At 64.3% G+C, this 20,128-nt stretch carries 18 protein-coding genes and 1 pseudogene; 12 read left to right on the forward strand and 7 right to left on the reverse strand.

Features of this window, described 5'->3' with window-relative positions:
• Positions 1-5: 5 nt before the first annotated feature.
• The 4 genes from RPMA_RS22075 to RPMA_RS22090 form a co-directional block, all read right to left on the reverse strand.
• On the reverse strand, positions 6-2,084 hold the full coding sequence (locus RPMA_RS22075) for an elongation factor G (RefSeq protein ID WP_211909791.1): 2,079 nt from the start codon (positions 2,082-2,084) through the stop codon (positions 6-8).
• Positions 2,085-2,350: 266 nt separating this feature from the next.
• Positions 2,351-2,821 carry a DUF992 domain-containing protein gene (locus tag RPMA_RS22080; protein ID WP_211909792.1) on the reverse strand — a complete coding sequence of 157 codons (471 nt, stop codon included), beginning with the start codon at positions 2,819-2,821 and terminating at the stop codon, positions 2,351-2,353.
• Between the two features lie 215 nt (positions 2,822-3,036).
• The gene (locus RPMA_RS22085; protein WP_211909793.1) at positions 3,037-3,561 is read right to left on the reverse strand and encodes a DUF992 domain-containing protein; all 525 of its coding nucleotides are present in this window, start codon (positions 3,559-3,561) and stop codon (positions 3,037-3,039) included.
• A 118-nt stretch (positions 3,562-3,679) separates the two neighbouring features.
• Entirely contained in the window at positions 3,680-4,882 is a 1,203-nt protein-coding gene (locus RPMA_RS22090; RefSeq protein ID WP_211909794.1) for a pyridoxal phosphate-dependent aminotransferase, read from the reverse strand.
• Between the two features lie 207 nt (positions 4,883-5,089).
• Between RPMA_RS22090 and RPMA_RS22095 the strand changes: the two genes are divergently transcribed.
• The 4 genes from RPMA_RS22095 to RPMA_RS22110 all read left to right on the forward strand — a co-directional run bounded on the left by RPMA_RS22095 (position 5,090) and on the right by RPMA_RS22110 (position 8,723).
• Entirely contained in the window at positions 5,090-6,313 is a 1,224-nt protein-coding gene (locus RPMA_RS22095; RefSeq protein WP_211909795.1) for a glycosyltransferase family 87 protein, read from the forward strand.
• A 188-nt stretch (positions 6,314-6,501) separates the two neighbouring features.
• Entirely contained in the window at positions 6,502-7,155 is a 654-nt protein-coding gene (locus RPMA_RS22100) for a glutathione S-transferase family protein (protein WP_211909796.1), read from the forward strand.
• A 139-nt stretch (positions 7,156-7,294) separates the two neighbouring features.
• Positions 7,295-7,468, forward strand: a complete 174-nt coding sequence (locus tag RPMA_RS22105; protein ID WP_211909797.1) for a hypothetical protein — start codon at positions 7,295-7,297, stop codon at positions 7,466-7,468.
• Between the two features lie 91 nt (positions 7,469-7,559).
• Positions 7,560-8,723, forward strand: coding sequence for a PQQ-dependent sugar dehydrogenase (locus RPMA_RS22110; RefSeq protein WP_211909798.1), 1,164 nt, complete (start codon positions 7,560-7,562; stop codon positions 8,721-8,723).
• A gap of 10 nt (positions 8,724-8,733) precedes the next feature.
• On the opposite strand, the gene RPMA_RS22115 is transcribed toward RPMA_RS22110, so the two are convergent.
• Positions 8,734-9,087 (reverse strand): DMT family protein, encoded by a 354-nt coding sequence (locus tag RPMA_RS22115; RefSeq protein WP_211909799.1) that lies wholly within the window; start codon positions 9,085-9,087, stop codon positions 8,734-8,736.
• A gap of 210 nt (positions 9,088-9,297) precedes the next feature.
• Here RPMA_RS22115 and RPMA_RS22120 point away from each other — a divergent pair, with 210 nt between their 5' ends.
• From RPMA_RS22120 to RPMA_RS22130, 3 genes are all read left to right on the forward strand, one after another.
• Complete coding sequence (locus RPMA_RS22120) at positions 9,298-9,891, forward strand: PAS-domain containing protein (RefSeq protein WP_408056459.1); 594 nt, start codon at positions 9,298-9,300, stop codon at positions 9,889-9,891.
• A 209-nt stretch (positions 9,892-10,100) separates the two neighbouring features.
• Positions 10,101-10,946 carry a lysophospholipid acyltransferase family protein gene (locus RPMA_RS22125; RefSeq protein WP_211909801.1) on the forward strand — a complete coding sequence of 282 codons (846 nt, stop codon included), beginning with the start codon at positions 10,101-10,103 and terminating at the stop codon, positions 10,944-10,946.
• Positions 10,947-11,040: 94 nt separating this feature from the next.
• Positions 11,041-11,979: an aldo/keto reductase gene (locus RPMA_RS22130; RefSeq protein ID WP_211909802.1), complete on the forward strand. Its 939-nt coding sequence runs from the start codon at positions 11,041-11,043 to the stop codon at positions 11,977-11,979.
• 197 nt (positions 11,980-12,176) lie between these two features.
• Here the strand turns inward: RPMA_RS22130 and RPMA_RS22135 are convergent, their stop codons facing one another.
• On the reverse strand, positions 12,177-13,400 hold the full coding sequence (locus tag RPMA_RS22135) for a DUF1501 domain-containing protein (protein ID WP_211909803.1): 1,224 nt from the start codon (positions 13,398-13,400) through the stop codon (positions 12,177-12,179).
• Positions 13,397-14,877 (reverse strand): annotated as a pseudogene (locus RPMA_RS22140) (DUF1800 domain-containing protein). The gene RPMA_RS22135 and the pseudogene RPMA_RS22140 overlap by 4 nt, the downstream one beginning before the upstream one ends.
• Positions 14,878-15,010: 133 nt before the next feature.
• On the opposite strand from RPMA_RS22140, the gene RPMA_RS22145 reads away from it, so the two are divergent.
• From RPMA_RS22145 to hemN, 5 genes are all read left to right on the forward strand, one after another.
• Complete coding sequence (locus tag RPMA_RS22145; protein WP_211909804.1) at positions 15,011-15,235, forward strand: hypothetical protein; 225 nt, start codon at positions 15,011-15,013, stop codon at positions 15,233-15,235.
• Between the two features lie 139 nt (positions 15,236-15,374).
• Entirely contained in the window at positions 15,375-15,938 is a 564-nt protein-coding gene (locus tag RPMA_RS22150; protein ID WP_211909805.1) for a hypothetical protein, read from the forward strand.
• Complete coding sequence (locus RPMA_RS22155; protein WP_211909806.1) at positions 15,935-16,408, forward strand: hypothetical protein; 474 nt, start codon at positions 15,935-15,937, stop codon at positions 16,406-16,408. The genes RPMA_RS22150 and RPMA_RS22155 overlap by 4 nt, the downstream gene beginning before the upstream one ends.
• Before the next feature lie 263 nt (positions 16,409-16,671).
• Positions 16,672-18,669, forward strand: coding sequence for a lytic transglycosylase domain-containing protein (locus tag RPMA_RS22160; RefSeq protein ID WP_211909807.1), 1,998 nt, complete (start codon positions 16,672-16,674; stop codon positions 18,667-18,669).
• Between the two features lie 88 nt (positions 18,670-18,757).
• A complete protein-coding gene (gene hemN, locus RPMA_RS22165; protein ID WP_211909808.1) occupies positions 18,758-20,110 on the forward strand; it encodes an oxygen-independent coproporphyrinogen III oxidase in 1,353 nt (450 codons plus the stop codon).
• Positions 20,111-20,128 lie beyond the last annotated feature (18 nt).

A 20,128-nucleotide genomic window follows, 5' to 3' on the forward strand; every position in this document is an offset into this window, starting at 1 on the left:
ATCAGTTACGCTGCCACGCGATGCGCTGCAACGATCTGATCGGCCGTCCGACCGTTGACTTCGGCCATGCGGTCGAAGCTGCGGGTGAAGCCGCCGGCGCCTGCCGTGGCCGAACGCAGTTCGACGATCAGATCGCCGATTTCCGCTTCCGGCAATTGCGCGCGGACGACATCCCAGCCCGGCCACCCCTCTCGCGTGTCGAAGCCGAGGATCTGCCCGCGGCGACCGGAGAGGATGGCATTGATCTTCGCCGTCGCCTCGCTCGGACAGACGATCTCGACCGCATGGATGGGCTCCAGCAGCACCGGCTGGCACTGCGGAAGCGCTTCCGTGACGCCGGCCCGCGCTGCCGTGCGAAACGCCTGATCGGACGAGTCCACGCTGTGATAGGAGCCGTCGGTGAGCGTCACCTTGACGTCCACGACCGGAAAGCCGAGCGGCCCGCGCGCGAGACCGTCGACGACGCCCTCTTCCACCGCGGGAATGTAGTTGCGCGGCACCGCGCCACCGACCACCTTGTCCTGAAACGCAAAGCCGGATCCCCGCGACTGCGGACCGATCTCGAGCACGACGTCACCGAACTGACCGTGGCCGCCGGATTGCTTCTTGTGCTTGCCCCGCAAGGTCACCGGCTTGCGGATCGTCTCCTGATAGCCGATGGCAGGTGGATGCGACTTCACATTGATGCCGAAGCGATCACGTAGCCGCTCCATGGCGACTCGTAGATGCATCTCGCCCTGCCCCCACAACACCACATCATGGGTCTGCGCATTGTGCACGGTGCTGAGCGAGGGGTCTTCCTCGGTCAATCTCTGCAGCGCCTGGCCGAGCTTCACATCGTCCTTGCGATCGATGGAGGCGAGCGCCATCGCCAGCACCGGCGATGCCGGCTGAGCGACTGTGAGAACCTCGGGCGCAACTTTCCCGGTTGCGAGCATGTCGCCGGTCTTCACGGGATCGAGCTTGCCGAGCGCAACCGTCTCGCCGGCCTCCGCATTGCTGCGCTTGGCGTCGCCGCCCTGCGTCAGCGCCAGAATGCCAGAGACGCGCGCGCTGTCGCCGGAGCAGGCCATCACCGTCGCGCCGTCCTCGATACGTCCGCGCAATATCCGCGCATAAGACAGCTTGCCGCCATGCTGCAGGTGGCTTGTTTTCAGCACATAGGCCAGCGCATCCTTGGCGTCGCCGATGCCGAGACGCTTCGCCGTGTCCGCAACGCCCGGCGCTTCGTGGCGCAGTGCCTTCATCAGACGCAGCACGCCGTTCTCGCGGATCGCCGAGCCGATCAGCACGGGGCAAATCAGACCTTCGCGCAGTTCGCGCGCCAGATCGTCGAACACTGCATCTGCTGGCGGCGGAATGTCGTCGAGCAGTTGCTCCATCAGCGCATCATCGTGATCGGCGAGCTTCTCCAGCATCGAGAAGCGCGCTTCCTTCTCGCGGTCGAGATCGCTGCCGTCGAGTGCGACGACCTCGGACGCCTTGTGCTCGCGATAGACAAAGGCGCGCTCCAGCGCGAGATCGACGAAGCCGGCAACGAGATCGCCGTTCCAGATCGGAATCTGCCGCAGCACCAGCGGCACGCGCGAGGCCGGCTGCAGCATCGCCAGCGTCTCGCGGACGCGCCGATGCGCGCGATCGATCTTGTTGAGGAACAGGAAGCGCGGAATGCCCAGATTTTCCAACTCGCGCATGATCAGTTGCAATTGCGGAAGCTTGCGTTCGTCCGGTTCGCAGACGATGACCGCCGCATCCACGACCGGCAGCGCAGCGCGCATGTCATGCGCGAATTCGACGGAGCCGGGGCAATCGATGAATGTGTAGTTGTCTCCCATGAACGAGGTGGTCGTGGTGGTGAGACCAACACCCATCTTGTGCGCGCGCGCTTCGGCCGTGGCATCGCCGACGCTGGTGCCGGCTTCGACCGTGCCCGCTTTCGGGATGGCTCCGGTGCGCGCGAGGATCGCTTCAAGAAGTGAGGTTTTTCCGCTCTGAAAAGGGCCCACGAGTGCGATGCATCGTGGACCGCCGGATTTAAAAGGGTGTGGGGGACTTTTCAGGTCGTGTCCGGGATCGTGTCCCATGTCGCCGCCTCCTGTCTGGAGCTCGGCCCGTGATTGGGTCGGCGACAGGATGCTCCGCCCGCTCCCGCGGTTTGACAAGATCAAAACGTCGCTGCGCTGCGATGCAGGAATGTCGGGCGAATTGGCAAAACGCAATCCGCCGACGAAGGCGCATCAGCATGTAGGGTGGGCAAAGGCGCTCTCGCGCCGTGCCCACCTTCATGTGTGGTGAAAGCGATGGTGGGCACGCTTCGCTTTGCCCACCCTACATTATGACGACAGAACGCTTAGCGGCCCGGTCGCAGTTCCAGGCTCTCGAGACCGGCTGCGATATTGATGCCGGTCGAGCCCTGCAGGCTGAGCGGCTGCAAGGCGATCGAGTTCTGCGAACCACCGACCAGCACATTGGCACCGAGGCCGACGCCGAACGATGCCGAGCCCTGCGCACCCGCATAATTACCCGAAATGTCGCCCTGTCCCAAATAGTTCACCGGCGCGAACACGGCCCATGCCAGAGCGGTCTCCCGCGTGATGCCGATATCGAGCCCGACCTTGCGGATGGTCGCGACATAAGGTTGATCCGGCCGGCCGGTGCCGGTGAGGACGCAGCCGAGATTGGTCACCGAGCCGACGATGAAGCCGACACTGGCACCGCCACGGCAGTTGAGGACACCGACCTGGACAGGCTGTTGTGCCTGCGCGCCGACGGCGACGAGTGTCGAGGCAGCAAGCCCGAGAAGAAGCGAGAGACGGATCATCGAATGATCTCCGGGGGTCGGCTGTGATGCTGGCAACGCGGTCCACCCCGATCACATCCGCGTCAACGGAACCATCAATAGCCAATGATACCGCTGAAGGACAGCAACTCACGCGCACCGCCGGCAACAAAAAAGGCCCGCTTGCGCGGGCCTTTTCGTTAACCTTGCCATTTCGTAGCAAAACGCGGTGATCGCGAAGCGATCACGTGATCGCCTTAGTGGCGATGACGGCGCTGCTTCTTGTAGCGGTGACCGCTGAGCGGGCCGGTCGATTCGAGGTCGAGCTGCACGATGCCGCTGGCGACGTTCAGGCCGACCTGGCCCTGCACCGAAACCGGCTGCAGGCCGTACAGGTTGTTCGGGCCGCCGACGAGGAAGTTGCCGCCGAAACCGACGCCAACCGAGGCGTTGGTGCCGACGCCGCCGTACTGACCGGCGAGACCGCCGCGCGGCACGCGGGTGGTCGGAGCGTAGATCGCCCACTGAACGGTGGTGTTGTCGGTGAAGCCGAGATCGATGCCGAAGCGGCGGATATTGGCGACGTAACCTTCAGCACGGCCACCGGCGCTCTGGAAAACGCAGTTCAGATGTGCGTTCGAGCCGAGCACGTAGCCGACGTTCTGGCCGCCGCGGCACTCGAGAACACCAACCTGCACCTGGCGAGGCTGCTGGGCGTTCGCGGTCGCAACCGACGCCGCGAGCGTCACGGCCGCAAGGCCGAACATCTTGGAAAGTCGCATAGTCTTACTCCACCTTGGGATTTTGATAGCGAGGGGACAGGAAGGAAGCGCCGTGTCGAAAACAAGGCGCTTCCCGAAATAAGCCCAGAAATCGTCAAAAGTTTCCGAACAGCTTTTGTTACCGAAGATTTCCGCAGAAGCGCTGGATGCGCTTGCAGGCATCTTCCAGATCTGAGGTCTTGGTCGCGTAGGAGATACGGAATGCCGGACCGAGGCCGAAAGCCGATCCTTGCACCACCGCAACGCCTTCAGTTTCCAACAGTTCTGTGACGAAGTCTTCGTCATTGGCAATGACCTTGCCCGAAGGCGCAGTCTTGCCGATGGTGCCGGCGCAGGACGGATACACGTAGAACGCGCCTTCCGGACGCGGACACTCGATACCCGATGCCTGGTTCAGCATTGCCACCACGAGATCGCGGCGCTCCTTGAACACGGCATTGTTCTTCGGGATGAAGTCCTGCGGACCGTTCAGAGCTTCGACGGCTGCCCACTGCGCAATCGACGACGGGTTCGAGGTCGACTGCGACTGGATGGTGGACATCGCCTTGATCAGGTTCGCCGGGCCGCCGGCGTAGCCGATGCGCCAGCCGGTCATGCAGTAGGCTTTCGACACGCCGTTCACGGTCAGCGTACGATCGAACAGCGACGGCTCGATCTGCGCGGGCGTCGTGAATTCGAAGTCGTCATAGACGAGATGCTCATACATATCGTCGGTCATCACCCACACATGCGGATGCTTGACGAGGACATCAGTGAGCGCCTTCAGCTCGGCCTTCTTGTAGGCTGCGCCGGTCGGGTTCGACGGCGAGCACAGGATGATCCACTTGGTCTTCGGCGTGATCGCCGCTTCCAGTGCCGCAGCCTGCAGCTTGAAGCCGAATTCCGCGGTGCAGGTCACCGACACCGGCGTGCCGCCGGCGAGCGCGACCATTTCCGGATAGCTCACCCAATACGGCGCCGGGATGATAACTTCGTCGCCGGGGTTCAGCGTCGCCATCAGCGCGTTGTACAGCACCTGCTTGCCGCCGGTGCCGACGATGATCTGGTTCGGCTTGTAGGTCAGACCGTTCTCGCGCTGAAACTTCGCGATGATCGCATCCTTCAGCTCGGGAATGCCGTCCACGGCGGTGTACTTGGTCTTGCCCGCCTCGATGGCGTGTATGGCAGCCAGCTTGATGTTTGCCGGGGTGTCGAAATCGGGCTCGCCCGAACCAAGGCCGATGACGTTGCGACCAGCCGCTTTCAGCGCACGCGCTTTATCCGTAACCGCAATCGTTGCGGACGGCTTCACGCGGTCGAGAGCGGTAGACAAAAACGACATCATCTTCTCCTTGGAAAAAGCCGCAAACCCGCGGTTCGCGGTGTCAAAATGGGCGATCCTGCTGGGATCGGCGCACCCTAGTGCCTGCGACTTTGCATCGCAAGGCGGTAAGGCCCAAAACACATCTGGAAGCCATGCAATTTCAGGGAAATTTAAAGTGAGCGCCGTAGCCTGATCCGCAGCCGCAATCCGTAATTTTGAGCGAAAATGTCCGGTATCTGGCAACAGATCATTAGCGGCGCATGGCTGACCGCAGAGCGCATTCGCGCCTATAGCCTCATTCTGCTCACCCTCGGCATCGTGGGCTTCGCAGCCTGGTTTGCACTGGCGAATGGGGGCATCGACCGCAACGGCAAACCGCTCGGGACCGATTTCTCCAACGTCTATGCCGCCGGCACGCTGATCTGGCAGGGCAAGGCGGCGGACGCCTATGACCCCGAACTGCAGCACGCCGCGGAAATCGCCGTATTCGGCGGACGCGATGTCCCCTTTTACGGCTGGCACTATCCGCCCTTCTTCCTGGCGATCGCGGCGCTGGTGGCTCTGGTGCCGTATCTCTGGGGCTTGGCCCTGTGGCAGATCACGAGCTTCATCGCCTATTGCGCAGCCCTGCGCGCGATCGTGCCACGACGCGAAACCGTGCTGGTGGCATCCGCTTTCCCTGCGATCTTTATCAATATCGGTCATGGCCATAACGGCTTTCTGACCACCGCACTTCTCGGCGGTGCGCTCGTGATGCTCGATCGCCGTCCTTGGCTTGCCGGCGTGTTGATCGGCCTCATCGCCTACAAGCCGCAATTCGGCGTGCTGATCCCGCTCGCGCTCCTGGCAAATCGTCGCTGGCCCACGATTGCCGCTGCCACGGGCACCGTAATCGCGCTGGTCGCTATCAGCACGCTGCTGTTCGGCACGGGCATCTGGCACGCCTTTGCCGAGTCGACTGCTTTCACCCGCGATGTCGTGCTCGAACAGGGTGGCACGGGATGGCAGAAGATCCAGTCGATCTTTTCAGCCGCGCGCATGTGGGGCGCTGATCTCCCGCTCGCTTACGCCGCGCAGATGTTACTTGCCGGAAGTATCGCTGTGAGTTTGATCTGGCTGTGGCGAAGCGACGCCGCATTTGCCCTGAAGGCCGCGGCGCTCACCATCGGCAGCCTGCTCGCAACGCCCTATGTGCTCGATTACGATCTCACCGTACTCGCCGTCGCCATCGCCTTTCTCGCACGCCATGGCCTCGATCACGGCTTCCATCGCGGCGAAGTCAGCATCCTCGCGCTGACATGGATCATGCCGCTGCTGACGCGCACTGTGGCGGGGGCAATTGATCTACCGCTGGGCCTCATCACGATGATTCTGCTCTACGTGATCGTGATCCGACGCGCCGTTGCCGATCGCATGCCATCACATCACGCACCGCTCGCGGCCAATTGATATTCCATGGGGACACGCCACAGCAAAATCATCTTCCCGCACACGAAAACCCTTGGGTGTTTTCGACTTTTTCCAGTGTCCCGCTCTTGCGACTGGCCGCTCCAAACCTCATTGTCTAGACGCAACTTATCTAGACGCAACGCGACGCCCCGGTCGCCCCGCATCACCTGAAAGATCGACCCCGGCGAATGTACAAGCTCTATTCGATGCAGCGCTCTGGCAACAGCTACAAGGTTCGCCTTGCGCTGTCCTTTGTCGGCGCGCCGTATCGCGCCATCGAGGTCGATATTTTGCGCGGCGAAAGTCGCACGCCGGAATTCCTCGCCAAGAATCCGAGCGGCCAGGTGCCCCTGCTCGAAATCGCCGAGGGCCGCTATCTCGCCGAATCCAACGCCATCCTCTGGTATGTCGCCATCGGCACCTCGCTGGCGCCGGAATCGCGGATGGACCGCGCCGAAGCGCTGCAGTGGATGTTCTTCGAACAGCATGCGCTGGAGCCCAATCTCGGCTCGGCCTATTTCTGGCTGTCGCTGGTCCGTGGCGGCCGCGACCTGCAGACCCATGCTTTGGATGACTGGATGGAGCGCGGCTATGCTGCGCTGCAGGTGATGGAAAATCACCTCAAGACCCACGACTTCTTCGCCGCCGGCCAGCTCACCATCGCCGACATCGCGCTCTACGGTTACACCCATGTGGCGGACCAGTGCGATTTCGACCTGTCGAGCTTTCCCGCGATCCAGCGCTGGCTGCGGCTGGTGGAAGCGCAGCCGGGCTTCATCGCCATGGATTGGCACCCGACCTCGTCCGAATACGACACACTGGACGTCGTTGCCGGGGCATAACTCGCGCATTCGTGAGCATAAGTAGCGCGAATGCCATTTTCCCGCCACAGTTGACACAATTCCCGCCGCAATCCCGCCTGCCCTGCTTGCGAAGTTTAGCAGGCGGATGATTCGTCCGCGATTTGAAGGATTTACGACCATGATACGGTCGCTTCGCGTGGGTGCAGGATTTCAGGCGCGCCCCACGCCCGCTGCATCCAACCGGCTGACCCATGCTGTCGCAGCATCGCTTGCGGCTGGTTGCCTGTCCCTGTGCGTCATTCTCGCCTTGACCGTGATGTCGATCCGGATGGCGACGGCAATGCCGTTCTGACGCGGCGCTCCCATAATCGACAACAACCGCGCTGCAGCCCCGGACGCTGTGTCGCCCAACAAACCGATGACTCCGTGATGGAGCCGATGGCATGAAACGACCTGTGGTGTGGGTCACCGCGTCGCTGACGATCGCGATCGTGGTGACGACGACATTCCTGATCATGACCACGAGCCGTGGCGAGACGACCTCGTTCGGCTCGTCGGCGGGCCGGCTGGAGGTGCAGACCGTCGCCTCCGGTCTCTCCTATCCATGGGCCCTCGCCTTCCTGCCCAATAGCAAATTGCTGGTCACCGAGCGGCCCGGCCGCATGCGCATCGTGTCATCGCAGGGACAGTTGTCGCCGGCGGTGAAAGGCGTGCCCGAGGTGATGGCCACCGGCCAGGGCGGCCTGCTCGACGTCATCACCGACAAGGCATTCGCGCAGAACAATACGATCTACTTCTGCTACTCCGAACGTGCCGGCAGCAGCGGCGGGCGCACGGCCGTCGCCCGCGCGAAACTCGTCGATGGAGCAACGCCGCGCCTCGACGAGATGAAAGTGATCTTCCGGCAGGACGGCCCGCTATCGTCGGGCAATCACTATGGTTGCCGCATCGTGCAGGCCGCCGACAACAACCTCTTCGTGACGCTCGGCGAGCACTATAGCGGCCGCAACGAAGCGCAGAACCTCGCCAATCACCTCGGCAAGCTGATCCGCATCACGACCGATGGCGCTGCGCCGCCTGACAATCCCTTTGTCGGCCGCGACGGCGCCAAGCCCGAGATCTGGAGCTACGGCCACCGCAACCAGCAGGGCCTCGCCATCAATCCGGCGACCAATGATCTGTGGGAGACCGAGCATGGGCCGCGTGGCGGTGACGAGGTCAACATCATCGGCAAGGGCAAGAATTACGGCTGGCCGGTGATCGGCTATGGCATCGACTATTCCGGCGCCAAACTGCACGAAACGGCGTCGAAGGCGGGCATGGAGCAGCCGGTGAAATACTGGGTGCCGTCGATCGCCCCGTCGGGCATGGCCTTCTACACCGGCGATCTGTTTCCACGCTGGCGCGGCAGCCTGTTCACCGGCGCCCTCGCCGGCCAGATGCTGGTGCGGCTGCAGCTCAACGGCAATGCGGTGACGTCGGAAGAACGTATCCTGCAAAATCTCAGCGAGCGCATCCGCGATGTCCGGCAGGGACCGGACGGTGCGTTGTGGCTGGTGACCGACAGTTCGGCCGGCCGCGTGTTGAAGATCACGCCGGCGAAGTAAGCGAATCCGATCACCACTTGTGAAAAATGAAAAACGCCCCGAGCGCGATGAACGCAAAACCCAGCGCGTGATTCCAGCCGAGCGGCTCTTTCAGATACAGCACCGAGAACGCGGCGAACACGACCAGCGTGATCACCTCCTGCATCGTTTTGAGCTGGGCGGCATTATAGACCTCGCTGCCCCAACGATTGGCCGGCACCGCCAGCCAGTATTCGAAGAAGGCGATGCCCCAGCTCACCAGGATGACGAGCGGCAGCGACGCTTCCTTGAATTTCAGATGACCGTACCAGGCGAAGGTCATGAAGATGTTCGAGGCCAGCAGCATCAGGATGGGCAGAAGCAGCGGCGAAATGGTGAAGGGCATTCGGGGCATATCCTTGTCGAAGCGCGGCGCTAACACCCGGCGGTGTCAGCCGGTTCCAGCCCTTTCGATAGCATTTGATGCGAACAAGGGGAAAATCGCGCGCGGGCCATCCACGTCTCTTTAGCGATGGTTCGGGGAAGCTGTGGGCTCCCGCGCAACCAAACGTCACTGTGGGTTTATTACCTCCGTACGGACACGGGCACGGCTCCGATGCAGGTCGACTGGCGCAACCTTTTCGATCCGGGAATTGAGACAGCGATTGTCGTGATCGCAGCTGTCGGTATCACGCTGGCTATCCGCATGCTGCGCCAGCAGCGCGCCGCCCGGCTGCGCCGCGATGACGAGCGCGCCACGGCCGAACGGCTGTCGGCCGCCCTCGACCGCATCGACATCGGCATCGTGCTACTGAATGCCGACACCCGCGCCGAATTCATCAACCGCGCGTTCCGCGACTACTTCGCGCTGCCGGATGCCAAGGCCGACAGCAAGCCGCCGCTGATCGCGCTGATGTATCATGCGCGTGACACGCACGCCTATACGATCCCATCCGACGAGATCGATCATTTCATCAAGCGGCGCGTCGAACAGATCCGCGCCGGCAATCCGACGCCGGCGATGCTGCGGCTGGCCAATGGCCGGATCCTGCGGATGAGCTGCACCGCTTTGCCCGATGGCGGCCGGATGCTGAGCTACACGCCGGTGACCGACCTCATCCGCCACGACGACGATGCAGCCGACCGCGACTACTATCTCGCGCTCCGCGATGGCGACGTGTTCAGCCGCCGGCTCGATGCCGCGGAATAGCTGAATGATGCGGGCTGTGGATATCCCGGGTTGTCATGGCGGTGTCACCCGCCCCCGCTAGCCTTCCTCATGCAGCCGCTCGCTTCCCCCCGTCGCCGGTCGGCTGTTTCCCCAGCGGTCTCCGTCAGTTGCCGCGCTGACCGGGACCGCTTCTTTTTGACTTCTGTTGGTTTTTTGCCTGCGGCGCTTCGCATCGGTATAAGCAGCCCATGATCCGTCTCGCCACCGTCGCCGTTACGATGCTGCTGATGATCGTGCTGCTCGCTCCGCTGCAGCTCGCGAGCATCATCTTCCGTTGGCGCCTGCAACAGGCCATCCCGCATCTCTTCCATCGGGTGCTGTGCGCCGTCATCGGCATCCGCATCCAGGAAGTCGGCGCGCGCAGCAAGACCGCCCCGCTGCTGATCCTCTCCAATCACGCCTCCTGGCTCGACATCCTCGTCATCGGCGCCAAAACGCCGGTGGTGTTCGTCGCCAAGAGCGAGGTCGCCAAATGGCCGCTGTTCGGCTGGCTCGCCCGCATGCAGCGCACGATCTTCGTCGAACGCGAACGCCGCCAGAGCACCGGCGCTACCGCGCGCGAGATCGGCGACCGCATGGTGTCCGGCGATGCCGTGGTGCTGTTCGCCGAAGGCACGTCGAGCGACGGCATCCGCGTGCTGCCGTTCCGGTCGGCGCTGGTCGGCTCGGTGCATCACGCGCTCGGTGAGTCCACGCATCACGACAAGGTCATGGTGCAGCCGATGTCGCTGGCCTATGTGGGCTTCGGCGGCCTGCCGGTCGGCCGCGCATTGAATGGCCGCGTCGCCTGGTATGGCGATGTCGATCTCATCCCGCATCTCATGGGCATCCTCACCTCCGGCGCCATCGACGTGACCGTCACCTGGGGCGACGCCGTGGCTTATGACATGTCCGCCGATCGCAAGGCGATTGCACGCCATGCCGAGAACGCCGTGCGCCAGATGACGACCGCAGCACTCCGCGCCGGCCCGCCGAAGAAGGCAGTGGCGCCGCAAAGCGCGCCCACCGCAGAGCCGGCGCCGGCCATTGCCTGAGCGTCTCGCGCAGGTGCCATGATGCACCGCGCCTTGCCCGCGAGCGAGACGCGGGCAATAGTCCGCGCCTTCGCTTCCTGCACAAGGCATTCCCATGGACATCCGTAATCTCGGCCGCTCCGGCCTGCGCGTCTCGGCGGTCGGTCTCGGCTGCAACAACTTTGGCCAGCGCACAGATCTGGAGACCTCGCGAAAGGTCATCCACAAGGCCATCGATCTCGGCATCACTTTGTTCGACACCGCCGACATCTATGCCGGCATGGGCGGCTCCGAGACCGTGCTGGGCGAAGTGCTGGGTGATCGCCGCAAGGACATCGTGCTGGCCACCAAATACGCCAAGCCGATGAGCACCGACGGCACCAAACAGGGCGCCTCGCGCCGCTACATCTTCAATGCCGTGGAAGCCAGCCTGAAGCGGCTGAAGACCGACTATATCGACCTCTATCAGCAGCATGAATTCGACGACCGCACGCCCATCGAGGAAACGCTGCGCGCGCTCGACGATCTCGTGCGGCAGGGCAAGGTGCGCTATATCGGCCATTCCAACTTCCCGGCCTGGCGCATCGCCGAAGCCGAGTTCACCGCGCGGCAGATGGGCGTGACGCCGTTCGTGTCGAGCCAGGACGAATACAGCCTCGTCGTCCGCGGCATCGAGAAGGACCTGCTGCCGGCCGCGCAGCAATACAATCTCGGCCTGCTGCCGTTCTTCCCGCTCGCCAACGGCCTGCTCACCGGCAAATACAAGCCCGGCACCGAGCCGCCCGCGGATTCGCGCTTCGCCAAGGCGCCGGCGCTGCGTGAACGCTCGGCCACGCCGCGCAACGAAGCCATCGCGGTGAAGCTCGATACCTTCGCGCGGGAGCGCGGACATACGCTGCTCGAACTCGCCTTCTCCTGGCTGGCCGCACGGCCGCAAGTGTCGAGCGTCATCGCCGGCGCCACCCGCGTCGAGCAGATCGAGCAAAATGTGAAAGCCGCGAGCTGGAAGCTGAGTGCGGAGGAGATGGCGGAGATCGACGGGATTACGCTGTAGCTCTTCTCCCTCCCCGGAGCGAAGCGACTGGGGAGGGTGGCGCGGCGCGAGCACTTGCGAGCGGCGTGACGGGTGGGATGCCTCCCCACGAAAGGACGACGTGTGGGGAGAGACCCCACCCGTCTTGAAGCTCGCTGAACGCTCGCTTCAATCCACCCTCCCCGCGTCGCGTGGCTACGCCAAGCTAGGGGGAGGGATTAGGCCACCAACCCCTTCGCCGGCTTCACCAGCGCGCTATCCGGAAACACCCGCTCCGCCAACACGCGCTCGCCGAGACCGAGATGGTCGTGCAGCACGCCTTTCAGCACGGCGCGGAGATCCGTGGTCGGTGCGAGATCGCGGCCGTCATGCAGTCTGCCATTCGCGAGGCCCGGCCAGTCCGCGATCACCCGCCCGCCTTTCACCGCACCGCCCGCGAGAAGCGCGATGGTGCCGGTGCCGTGGTCGGTGCCGGCGGTGCCGTTGATCTTGGCGGTGCGGCCGAATTCCGTCGCCACCACGATCACCGTGTCGCGCCAATGGGCGCCGAGGCCGGTCTGGAATTCCGCCAACGCGCCGTCGAGCCCGCCGAGCAATTGCGCCAGACGGCCCACCGGCCCGCCCTCCTGCGCATGCGTATCCCAGCCATCGAAGGCCAGCGCCGCCACGCGAGGCCCATCGTCGGCCGCCATCAGCTTGGCGGCGCCGCGCGCGACCTGACGCATCGCGGCGATGTTGTTGCCGCCTTTCGGCTTCATCCCGTCGCCGACCGCGAGCTTGTCGAGCTTGAGCCCCTGCGACAGCGCCGTCGCCAATGCGGGATCGCGCTCCTGATAGAGCTGCAGCAACCGCATCGCCGTATCATCCGCCGCATTCGGCAGGTTGACCGGCGACCAGCCGACCGTGGGTGCTGCGCCGCGCAGCACCAGCGGCGTGGTCGGCCCCACCGCGAGACCCGAATTCACGCGCTCGCCACGCGGCAGCGCTTCGATGGCCCGGTTGAGCCAGCCCGACTGCACGCGGCCGGGACCGGCATAGCCGCTCTCCAGCACGTCCTGCCCGTCGAAATGCGACCGCTCGCGATAGGAGGTCGCGACCGCATGCACGACCGCCGCCTGCTTGTCGCGATACATGCGCGCAAATTCCGGCATCGCCGGATGCAGGCCGAAGAAACCGTCGAGACCGACGGCCGCGTTCGGCCCGTCCTTGAGCAGCGCGATCGACCCGTGCAGCCCGGCATAATCGGGATCGCCGAGCGGCGCCACGGTGGCAAGACCATCGAGCGCGCCGCGCAGGATCACGACGATGAGGCGCGGATCGCGCGCATCGGCGGCGCGTGCGAATTTCGGCAGATAGGCCCAGGCTGCAAAGGCTGCGCCGGACAAAAGCAGCGCGCGCCGCGTGGGAGAGAGCGTCCGGCTTTCGCAACAGTCCATCGTCATCTCCTCTGGAATTCCGGCGACATCAGCAACAGCGCCAGCGCCTGCTGCCGCGTCTCCGCGCGTGCGATGGTTTGCCGTGTGTCGCTGGACGCCGCCTCGCCTGCCACGACGTCGAGCATCTCGCGCGGATCGATGCTGTCGGGCAACCGCGTGGAAATCTGCGCCGCGAGATCGAGCCGCAGCTTCATGCCTTCGGGCACCGCCCAGGCCGCATTGCTGTCCGGAAATCCGTTCGGCCCCGGCGGCGTCCACAGCGGCTGGCCGAGCGCCTGCAGGCCGGCGAAATAGCGGTTGGGATCTTCAGGGATGCGCGCGAGCAGGCGCCCGGTGGCGATCAGATATTCATAGGGCGTGCGCAGCTTGGTCATCGGCGCCTGCCAGGCTTCGCTGGAATCGAGCAATGCCAGCGCCACGGCCTTCAGGTCGCCATCGGTCTTCCTGAACACGCCTTCCAGCCGCGCGACCAGCGCCGGCGGCGGCGCATCCGCCACAAAATGTTGTGCGAGTTTCAGCGCGATGAATTTCGCCGCCGAGGGATGCCGCGCGATATCGGCAAGCGCCGTCTCGCCTTGCGCGACGCCGGTGTCGTCATAGGTCTTGCCGAGCAATTGCTGCGCGCCGGGCTCATGCGCATTGGCGTTGAAGACGAACGTGCCGGGCACGCCGAGCCGGCCCTCGCGCCCCACATAGGTCCAGCCGGTGATGATGCGCGCCAGCGAGGTGACGTCGGTCTGTGTGTAGCCACCGCCGACGCCGAGCGTATGCAGCTCCATGATCTCGCGCGCGAGGTTTTCGTTGAGCCCGCGTTTCTGGTTCTGGCCAGCCCGGGAGTTCGGACCGATGGACTGCTGGTTGTCGAGAAAGAACAGCATCGCCGGATGCTGCTCGACGGCTTTCAGCATATTGGCGAACTTGCCGAGCACATGCGGGCGGATCGCCTCGCGCTCGAACGATCCCGCCCACATCCGTGCCGGCTCGCCTTTGCTGGCCGAGATGCAAAAATGGTTCGACCAGAACACGACCAATCGCTCGACGAAGCCGCCTTCCGCGATGGTGGCGCGCTGGATGCGGGCGAGCGCTTCGGCACGATAGGTCTTCTGCACAACGTTAGGGGCTGCGGCGCGGCCGGCGGTGGCTTCGGTGCATCGGGCTGCACGGTCATGGTCGTGTTGCCGGCCATCGCGGCGGCATCGGGCTTCGCATCCATGGCTGCTGCAGGCGGCTCAGGCGCAGCTTTCGCGGCGGCCGCCCGCGCGGTCCTCACCTCCTGCTGATAGGCGAACATGGCCGACGCCAGTTCCCGCGTCGGCTGCAATCCCGGCAGTTCCAGCAGGGCTGCATTGGGGCGCGCCAGTTCCGCCTTCACGAAGCCGCGCGGATCCGACGCCGCCGCAACGATATCGCCGGAGGCGCCGCCACGGGCGCCGAAGCCAAAGCGGTTCAGTGCGATCAGCGCGCCTTGCGGGTCGCGGGCCATCAGGTTTCCTTCGGGTTTTCCTGCTCGCGTCGGCGCTCTATGATGTGCCGTGCGACGTCACTATCTCACCCGGATATGCGGGTCCGGCAGATGAACGCCGCATGAAAATCGCGCTGAAATTGGGGCCGTTTGGATGACAAATCGGACAGGAACGCAGACCGAGGACAGCGCCGCCGCGCTGAGCCGGCGGCTGACCTGTTCGGCCTGCGGCGCCGAGTTCGGCTGCGACCTGTCCGGCAATTGCTGGTGCGCCGAGGAACCGGCCAAGCTGCCGATGCCGACCACCGGCGGCGATTGCCTGTGCCGCGACTGCCTGCGCGAAGCCGCCGCCGCGCATGAACGCAGCAAGCGAGCCTGACCGCCCGGCGGCCGATTGATTCAAATTTGACTTAATGCGCCATCCGTGAATTCACCATTCCGGCGATGCGGGCTGAATGCTTATCCCGCGTTAAACGGGAATGGTCTATGCAAACGCAAATTGCTTTTGCGAGATCGCCATGAAGAGCGTCCTTCTTTTTATCAGCGTCGCCGTCAGCACCTTTGTCATCGGCCTGTGGGGCGCCCGCGGATTTCCGATCCCCTTCATTGCGGCAACTCCCATGCAGGCACGGGTGGACTCCACCTTCGGCAACGACAAGAGCGAACAGATCGCGCAACAGCGCCAGGAACAGGCGGTGGCCGATCCCGACAATGGCAAGCGCAATCCGCTGCGCATGGATGCGCTGCAGGCAGCGACCGGCTTCACGCTGTCGCCCTGCAATCCCGAGATGAAGGCCAAGCTGGTCGCCGCAACCACCGCTTATGCCGCCGCCTATCGCTGGCGCGACACATGCAATCCGATGTTCGGCAACTGCGAGCCCGCCATCGAACGCGCCAATGTGATGTACTCCTCGCCGCTCGACAAGCGCGTACGTGCAGCACTCAATGAGGCGTTCGAGAAGGGCGGCATCACCGGCCAGGACTTCCCGCCGAACCTGCAGATGGAAGTGATGTCGCTGGCGAACAGCCAGGGCAATCCTGTTTCCGCCTGCACGCAAACGTCCGAAAGACGCATGCGATGAAGTGGCTTTACCTGATCGGCGCACTCGTCATCCTGCAGGTCGGCTTCTGGCTTTTCTCACCGGCCAAGCAACCGAAGGCGCTGCCCGACAGCAAGATCGCTTATGGACCGAACGAGGCGGCGCTTGTCGAGGGCCGGCCGATGCAGCGCCAGAGTGCGCTCAATGCGCTGGACAAGCCGACCGCAAGCCGTTGCACGCCGGACGGCCGAAAGAGCTTTCTCAGCGGCCTAAGCTATTACTACGAGATGCGCCAGAACCAGATGGAGCGCTATCCCGAGACGTACGGCAAGCTCGGCGCGGATTACATCGCCAAGCAATGGGCGAGTCCGGATGACCGCCGCATCGATCGGCTGACCCAGGAAGCCTATAACAAGGGCTACCTGAAGCCCGATGATTTCAAGGGCCTGCCGCGCAAGATCGTCGCCGATGTGGTGAAGAGCGAGAAGGTTGTCAGCAAAGGCTGCAGCTGAGCGGATTTGCAGCCTGCATCTGCGCGAGTTCCATCAGGACATATCGACGCTGCGCGTTCGTGCCTGACCGCAAGGTGTTGCGGCATGCGCGGCATCGCGACCCACATCTGCCAAAGATCATGCGCATCGCGGCGACGGCATCGCAGTTCCGCCATCTTCCTTAACCGCATTGTCGCATCGCTTTGCAGTTCGTGAAGGTTTTCGGTCGAATTTGAACGAAAGCAATCGTGCGGACGCGCATCCGCCATGATGGGAAATTCGTATTGTCCGTATCGTCCGTCCGCCTGGCCTATGCCGCGCCGCTCGCCTGCCTGATCGCTCTCGCCGCTGTCTCCAATGTGCATGCGCGCGCGGCCGACCATCTGCTGTCCCGCGACGATCTCAAGACGGTGTCAGACGCGATGCGCCTTGCCGGCGCCGGCAAGCTCGATGCGGCGACGCAGACACGCGATCACATCCGCGATCCCCTCGGCCGCAAGGTCACCGAATGGGTCATCCTGCGCTCCGATGGCGATATCGCCTTCGCGCGCTATGCGAATTTCATCCAGACCAATCCGGCATGGCCGGGCATGACGCTGCTGCAGCGGCGCGCCGAAGCGCGGCTGTGGATCGAGCGCAGCGATACAACCACCATCCGCGCCTTCTTCGCCGGACAGGAGCCTCTCACGGCGCTCGGCCAACTGGCGCTGGCGCGCGCCCTCGCCGCGCTCGGGGATAACAGGGCGATCCGCTATGCCAGCGCGGCGTGGCGCAGCGAAGGCTTCTCTGCAACCACCGAAGCCGAAGTGCTGCGGCTGTTCGGATCGCGGCTGACGCAGGCGGATCACGCGGCGCGGATGCACAGCCGTCTCTATGCCAATGATTTCGCAACGGCGATGCGTGCCGCCAAGCATCTCGGCCCCGGCGCCGTCGCCATCGTCTCGGCGCGTCAAGCGGTGATCGGCAAGAGCGCGAAGGCGGCATCCCTGCTCGCCGCCGTTCCCGCCAATGTCCGCAGCGATCCCGCCTATCAGTTCACGCGCATTCAGTGGCTGCGCCGCAGCGGCAAGGATAGCCAGGCCGCGCAGGCCATGCTGGCGGCGCCGCGCGATCCCACGGTCATCAACAGTCCGGACATCTGGTGGGTCGAGCGCCGCGCGCTGGTACGCTCGCTGCTCGACGACGGCAAGGCACGGCTCGCCTATCGCCTCGCCGCCGAAGCTGCGCCGGACAAGGAGACCTATCGCGTCGACCGCGCCTTCATGGCCGGCTGGATCTCGCTGCGATTCCTGCGCGACGCGCAAACGGCGACGCGGCACTTCAATGAAATCCCCGGCCTCACCCGCGGCCCCACCGCGCTTGCCCGCGCGCAATACTGGCTGGGCCGCGCCGCCGAAGCCGGCCGCAACCGCCCGTCGGCGCAGCAGCACTACACGCTCGCGGCACAACACGGCACGACCTATTATGGTCAGCTCGCCTGCGCACGGATCGGCTGCCGCAACACCAAGGTGCGCGCGGCCCCGACGCTGACACCGGCGCAGCGCGCGACCTTTGCCAACCGCGAACTCGTGCGCGCCGTCGAGATTCTCTACGGCAGCGGCAATCGCCGCCTCGTCGTGCCATTCGTCGGTGACCTCCACCGCAGCAACGACACCGCATTGCTGGCGATGGTCGCGGAATCCGCGCGGCAGCACCGCGATCCCGGCGCCATGCTGGCGGTCGGCCGTTCGGCACTCAATCGCGGCCTTGCCTTCGACAGCTACGCCTTCCCCGCCACCGGCCTGCCCGACTTCGCGCCGATCGGTGCGAGGACCGACAAGAGCCTCGTCTATGCGATCACCCGCACCGAAAGCGCCTTCAATCCGCGCATCACGTCCGGCGCGATGGCGACCGGCTACATGCAGGTGACCCCCGCTGCAGGACAAACGCTGGCCCGCCGGATGGGCTTCACTTTCAACAACAAGCGTCTGCACGAAGACCCCGCCTATAACCTGCAGCTCGGCTCGGCCGAGATCGCCAATCTGCTCAGCGACTATGACGGCAATCACGTGCTGGCCTTTGTCGGCTACAATGCCGGGCGAGGCCGTGTGCGGCAGTGGATCGAACGCTACGGCGACCCGCGCCAGGCAAACGTGGACGTTGTCGACTGGGTCGAGCGCATCCCCTATGCGGAGACGCGGAACTACGTGCAGCGCGTGCTGGAAAACCTGCAGGTCTATCGTTCGCGCTTCGGTAATCCGGAGCTGGCGATCGAGGCGCATATGCGGGGCCGGCAGGGCTAATTGCGGCATGCCGCCCGCGGCGCAATTGAGATATCTCAAAGCCGCCTCCACCCGCCGGGGCTAGCTTGTCCTCAAAGAGGACGAGACCATGCGCGCCGATTTGGCAAAGGCCTATGGGCAGGACCGGCTGCCACGCTACACCAGCTATCCCACGGCGCCCCATTTTTCGCCGTCGATCTCGGACGCGACCTATCGCACCTGGTTGCAGGCGCTGCCTGCCCAGCAGCGCGCCTCGCTCTATGTGCATGTGCCGTTCTGCCGAACCATGTGCTGGTATTGCGGCTGCCACACGACGCTCACCAAGCGCGACGATCCTGTCACCGCCTATGTCGCCGCCCTTCGTGCCGAGGCCAGACTGATCGCCGGTGTCATCGGCCAGCTCCTGCCGATCTCGCATATCGCCTTCGGCGGTGGCACGCCGACGATCATGTCGCCTGCGTGTTTCGTCGATCTCATGGGCACGCTGCGGTCTGCCTATGCGGTGCTGCCGGATGCCGAAATTGCCGTCGAGATCGACCCGCGCACGCTGACTGCCGAGATGACCGAGGCTCTCGGCATTTGCGGCGTCAATCGCGCCAGCCTTGGCGTCCAGAGTTTCGATCCCGCGGTCCAGCAGGCGATCCATCGCGTGCAGAGCTTCGATCAGACCGCCGCCGCGGTGACGGGACTGCGCGAGGCCGGTGTCCGCAAGATCAATTTCGACCTGCTCTACGGCCTGCCTTTGCAGACGGTGGAGTCATGCCTGGATACGGTCGCGCAATGCATTGAATTGCGGCCCGATCGCCTCTCCGTGTTCGGCTATGCCCACATCCCGTCGTTCAAGAAGCATCAGCGCAAGATCGCGGATGACAGCTTGCCGGACAGCACCGAGCGTCACCTGCAATCCGAAGCCATCGCGGACGCACTGGTTCACGCCGGCTATGCCCGCATCGGCCTCGATCACTTTGCGCTGCCGGAAGACAACCTTGCCATCGCGCTACAAAATGGCCGGCTGCACCGCAATTTCCAGGGCTATACCGACGATGACGCGACGACGCTGATCGGGCTCGGCGCCAGCGCCATCGGCCGCACGCCGCATGGCTTCGTCCAAAACGCCGTATCGACGCATGACTATCTCGCGCATATCGCGGCCGACCGGCTGGCCATCGCCAAGGGTTACCAGCTCACCGCCGACGATCGCTACCGCGCCGACCTGATCGAACGGATCATGTGCGACATGACGGTTGACCTGCCAGAAATCTCGCGCCTGCACGGCGTCGATCCCGACCATGCGATCATCAATCGTGCGCGCGTGGAGTCGCTGATTGCAGATGGCGCCGTAACGATGGTCGACAACTGCCTCTCGGTGCGCGACGGCGCGGAGTTTCTCGTCCGCAGCGTGGCATCTGCGTTCGACGCGCATCTCGCGCAATCGACCGCCACCCATAGCCGCGCGGTCTGATCGGCGCGCGGCGATCGC

Source organism: Tardiphaga alba, from assembly GCF_018279705.1.
GTDB lineage: Bacteria > Pseudomonadota > Alphaproteobacteria > Rhizobiales > Xanthobacteraceae > Tardiphaga > Tardiphaga alba.

Excerpts from the sequence above, each read along its gene's own strand:
- RPMA_RS22130 (WP_211909802.1), top strand. The coding sequence starts at position 11,041 with ATGGACATCCGTAATCTCGGCCGCTCCGGCCTGCGCGTCTCGGCGGTC.
- RPMA_RS22085 (WP_211909793.1), bottom strand. The coding sequence starts at position 3,561 with ATGCGACTTTCCAAGATGTTCGGCCTTGCGGCCGTGACGCTCGCGGCG.
- RPMA_RS22155 (WP_211909806.1), top strand. The coding sequence starts at position 15,935 with ATGAAGTGGCTTTACCTGATCGGCGCACTCGTCATCCTGCAGGTCGGC.
- RPMA_RS22120 (WP_408056459.1), top strand. The coding sequence starts at position 9,298 with ATGCAGGTCGACTGGCGCAACCTTTTCGATCCGGGAATTGAGACAGCG.
- RPMA_RS22145 (WP_211909804.1), top strand. The coding sequence starts at position 15,011 with ATGACAAATCGGACAGGAACGCAGACCGAGGACAGCGCCGCCGCGCTG.
- RPMA_RS22135 (WP_211909803.1), bottom strand. The coding sequence starts at position 13,400 with ATGACGATGGACTGTTGCGAAAGCCGGACGCTCTCTCCCACGCGGCGC.
- RPMA_RS22110 (WP_211909798.1), top strand. The coding sequence starts at position 7,560 with ATGAAACGACCTGTGGTGTGGGTCACCGCGTCGCTGACGATCGCGATC.
- RPMA_RS22105 (WP_211909797.1), top strand. The coding sequence starts at position 7,295 with ATGATACGGTCGCTTCGCGTGGGTGCAGGATTTCAGGCGCGCCCCACG.
- RPMA_RS22075 (WP_211909791.1), bottom strand. The coding sequence starts at position 2,084 with ATGGGACACGATCCCGGACACGACCTGAAAAGTCCCCCACACCCTTTT.
- RPMA_RS22080 (WP_211909792.1), bottom strand. The coding sequence starts at position 2,821 with ATGATCCGTCTCTCGCTTCTTCTCGGGCTTGCTGCCTCGACACTCGTC.
- hemN (WP_211909808.1), top strand. The coding sequence starts at position 18,758 with ATGCGCGCCGATTTGGCAAAGGCCTATGGGCAGGACCGGCTGCCACGC.
- RPMA_RS22100 (WP_211909796.1), top strand. The coding sequence starts at position 6,502 with ATGTACAAGCTCTATTCGATGCAGCGCTCTGGCAACAGCTACAAGGTT.
- RPMA_RS22150 (WP_211909805.1), top strand. The coding sequence starts at position 15,375 with ATGAAGAGCGTCCTTCTTTTTATCAGCGTCGCCGTCAGCACCTTTGTC.
- RPMA_RS22115 (WP_211909799.1), bottom strand. The coding sequence starts at position 9,087 with ATGCCCTTCACCATTTCGCCGCTGCTTCTGCCCATCCTGATGCTGCTG.
- RPMA_RS22090 (WP_211909794.1), bottom strand. The coding sequence starts at position 4,882 with ATGTCGTTTTTGTCTACCGCTCTCGACCGCGTGAAGCCGTCCGCAACG.
- RPMA_RS22095 (WP_211909795.1), top strand. The coding sequence starts at position 5,090 with ATGTCCGGTATCTGGCAACAGATCATTAGCGGCGCATGGCTGACCGCA.
- RPMA_RS22125 (WP_211909801.1), top strand. The coding sequence starts at position 10,101 with ATGATCCGTCTCGCCACCGTCGCCGTTACGATGCTGCTGATGATCGTG.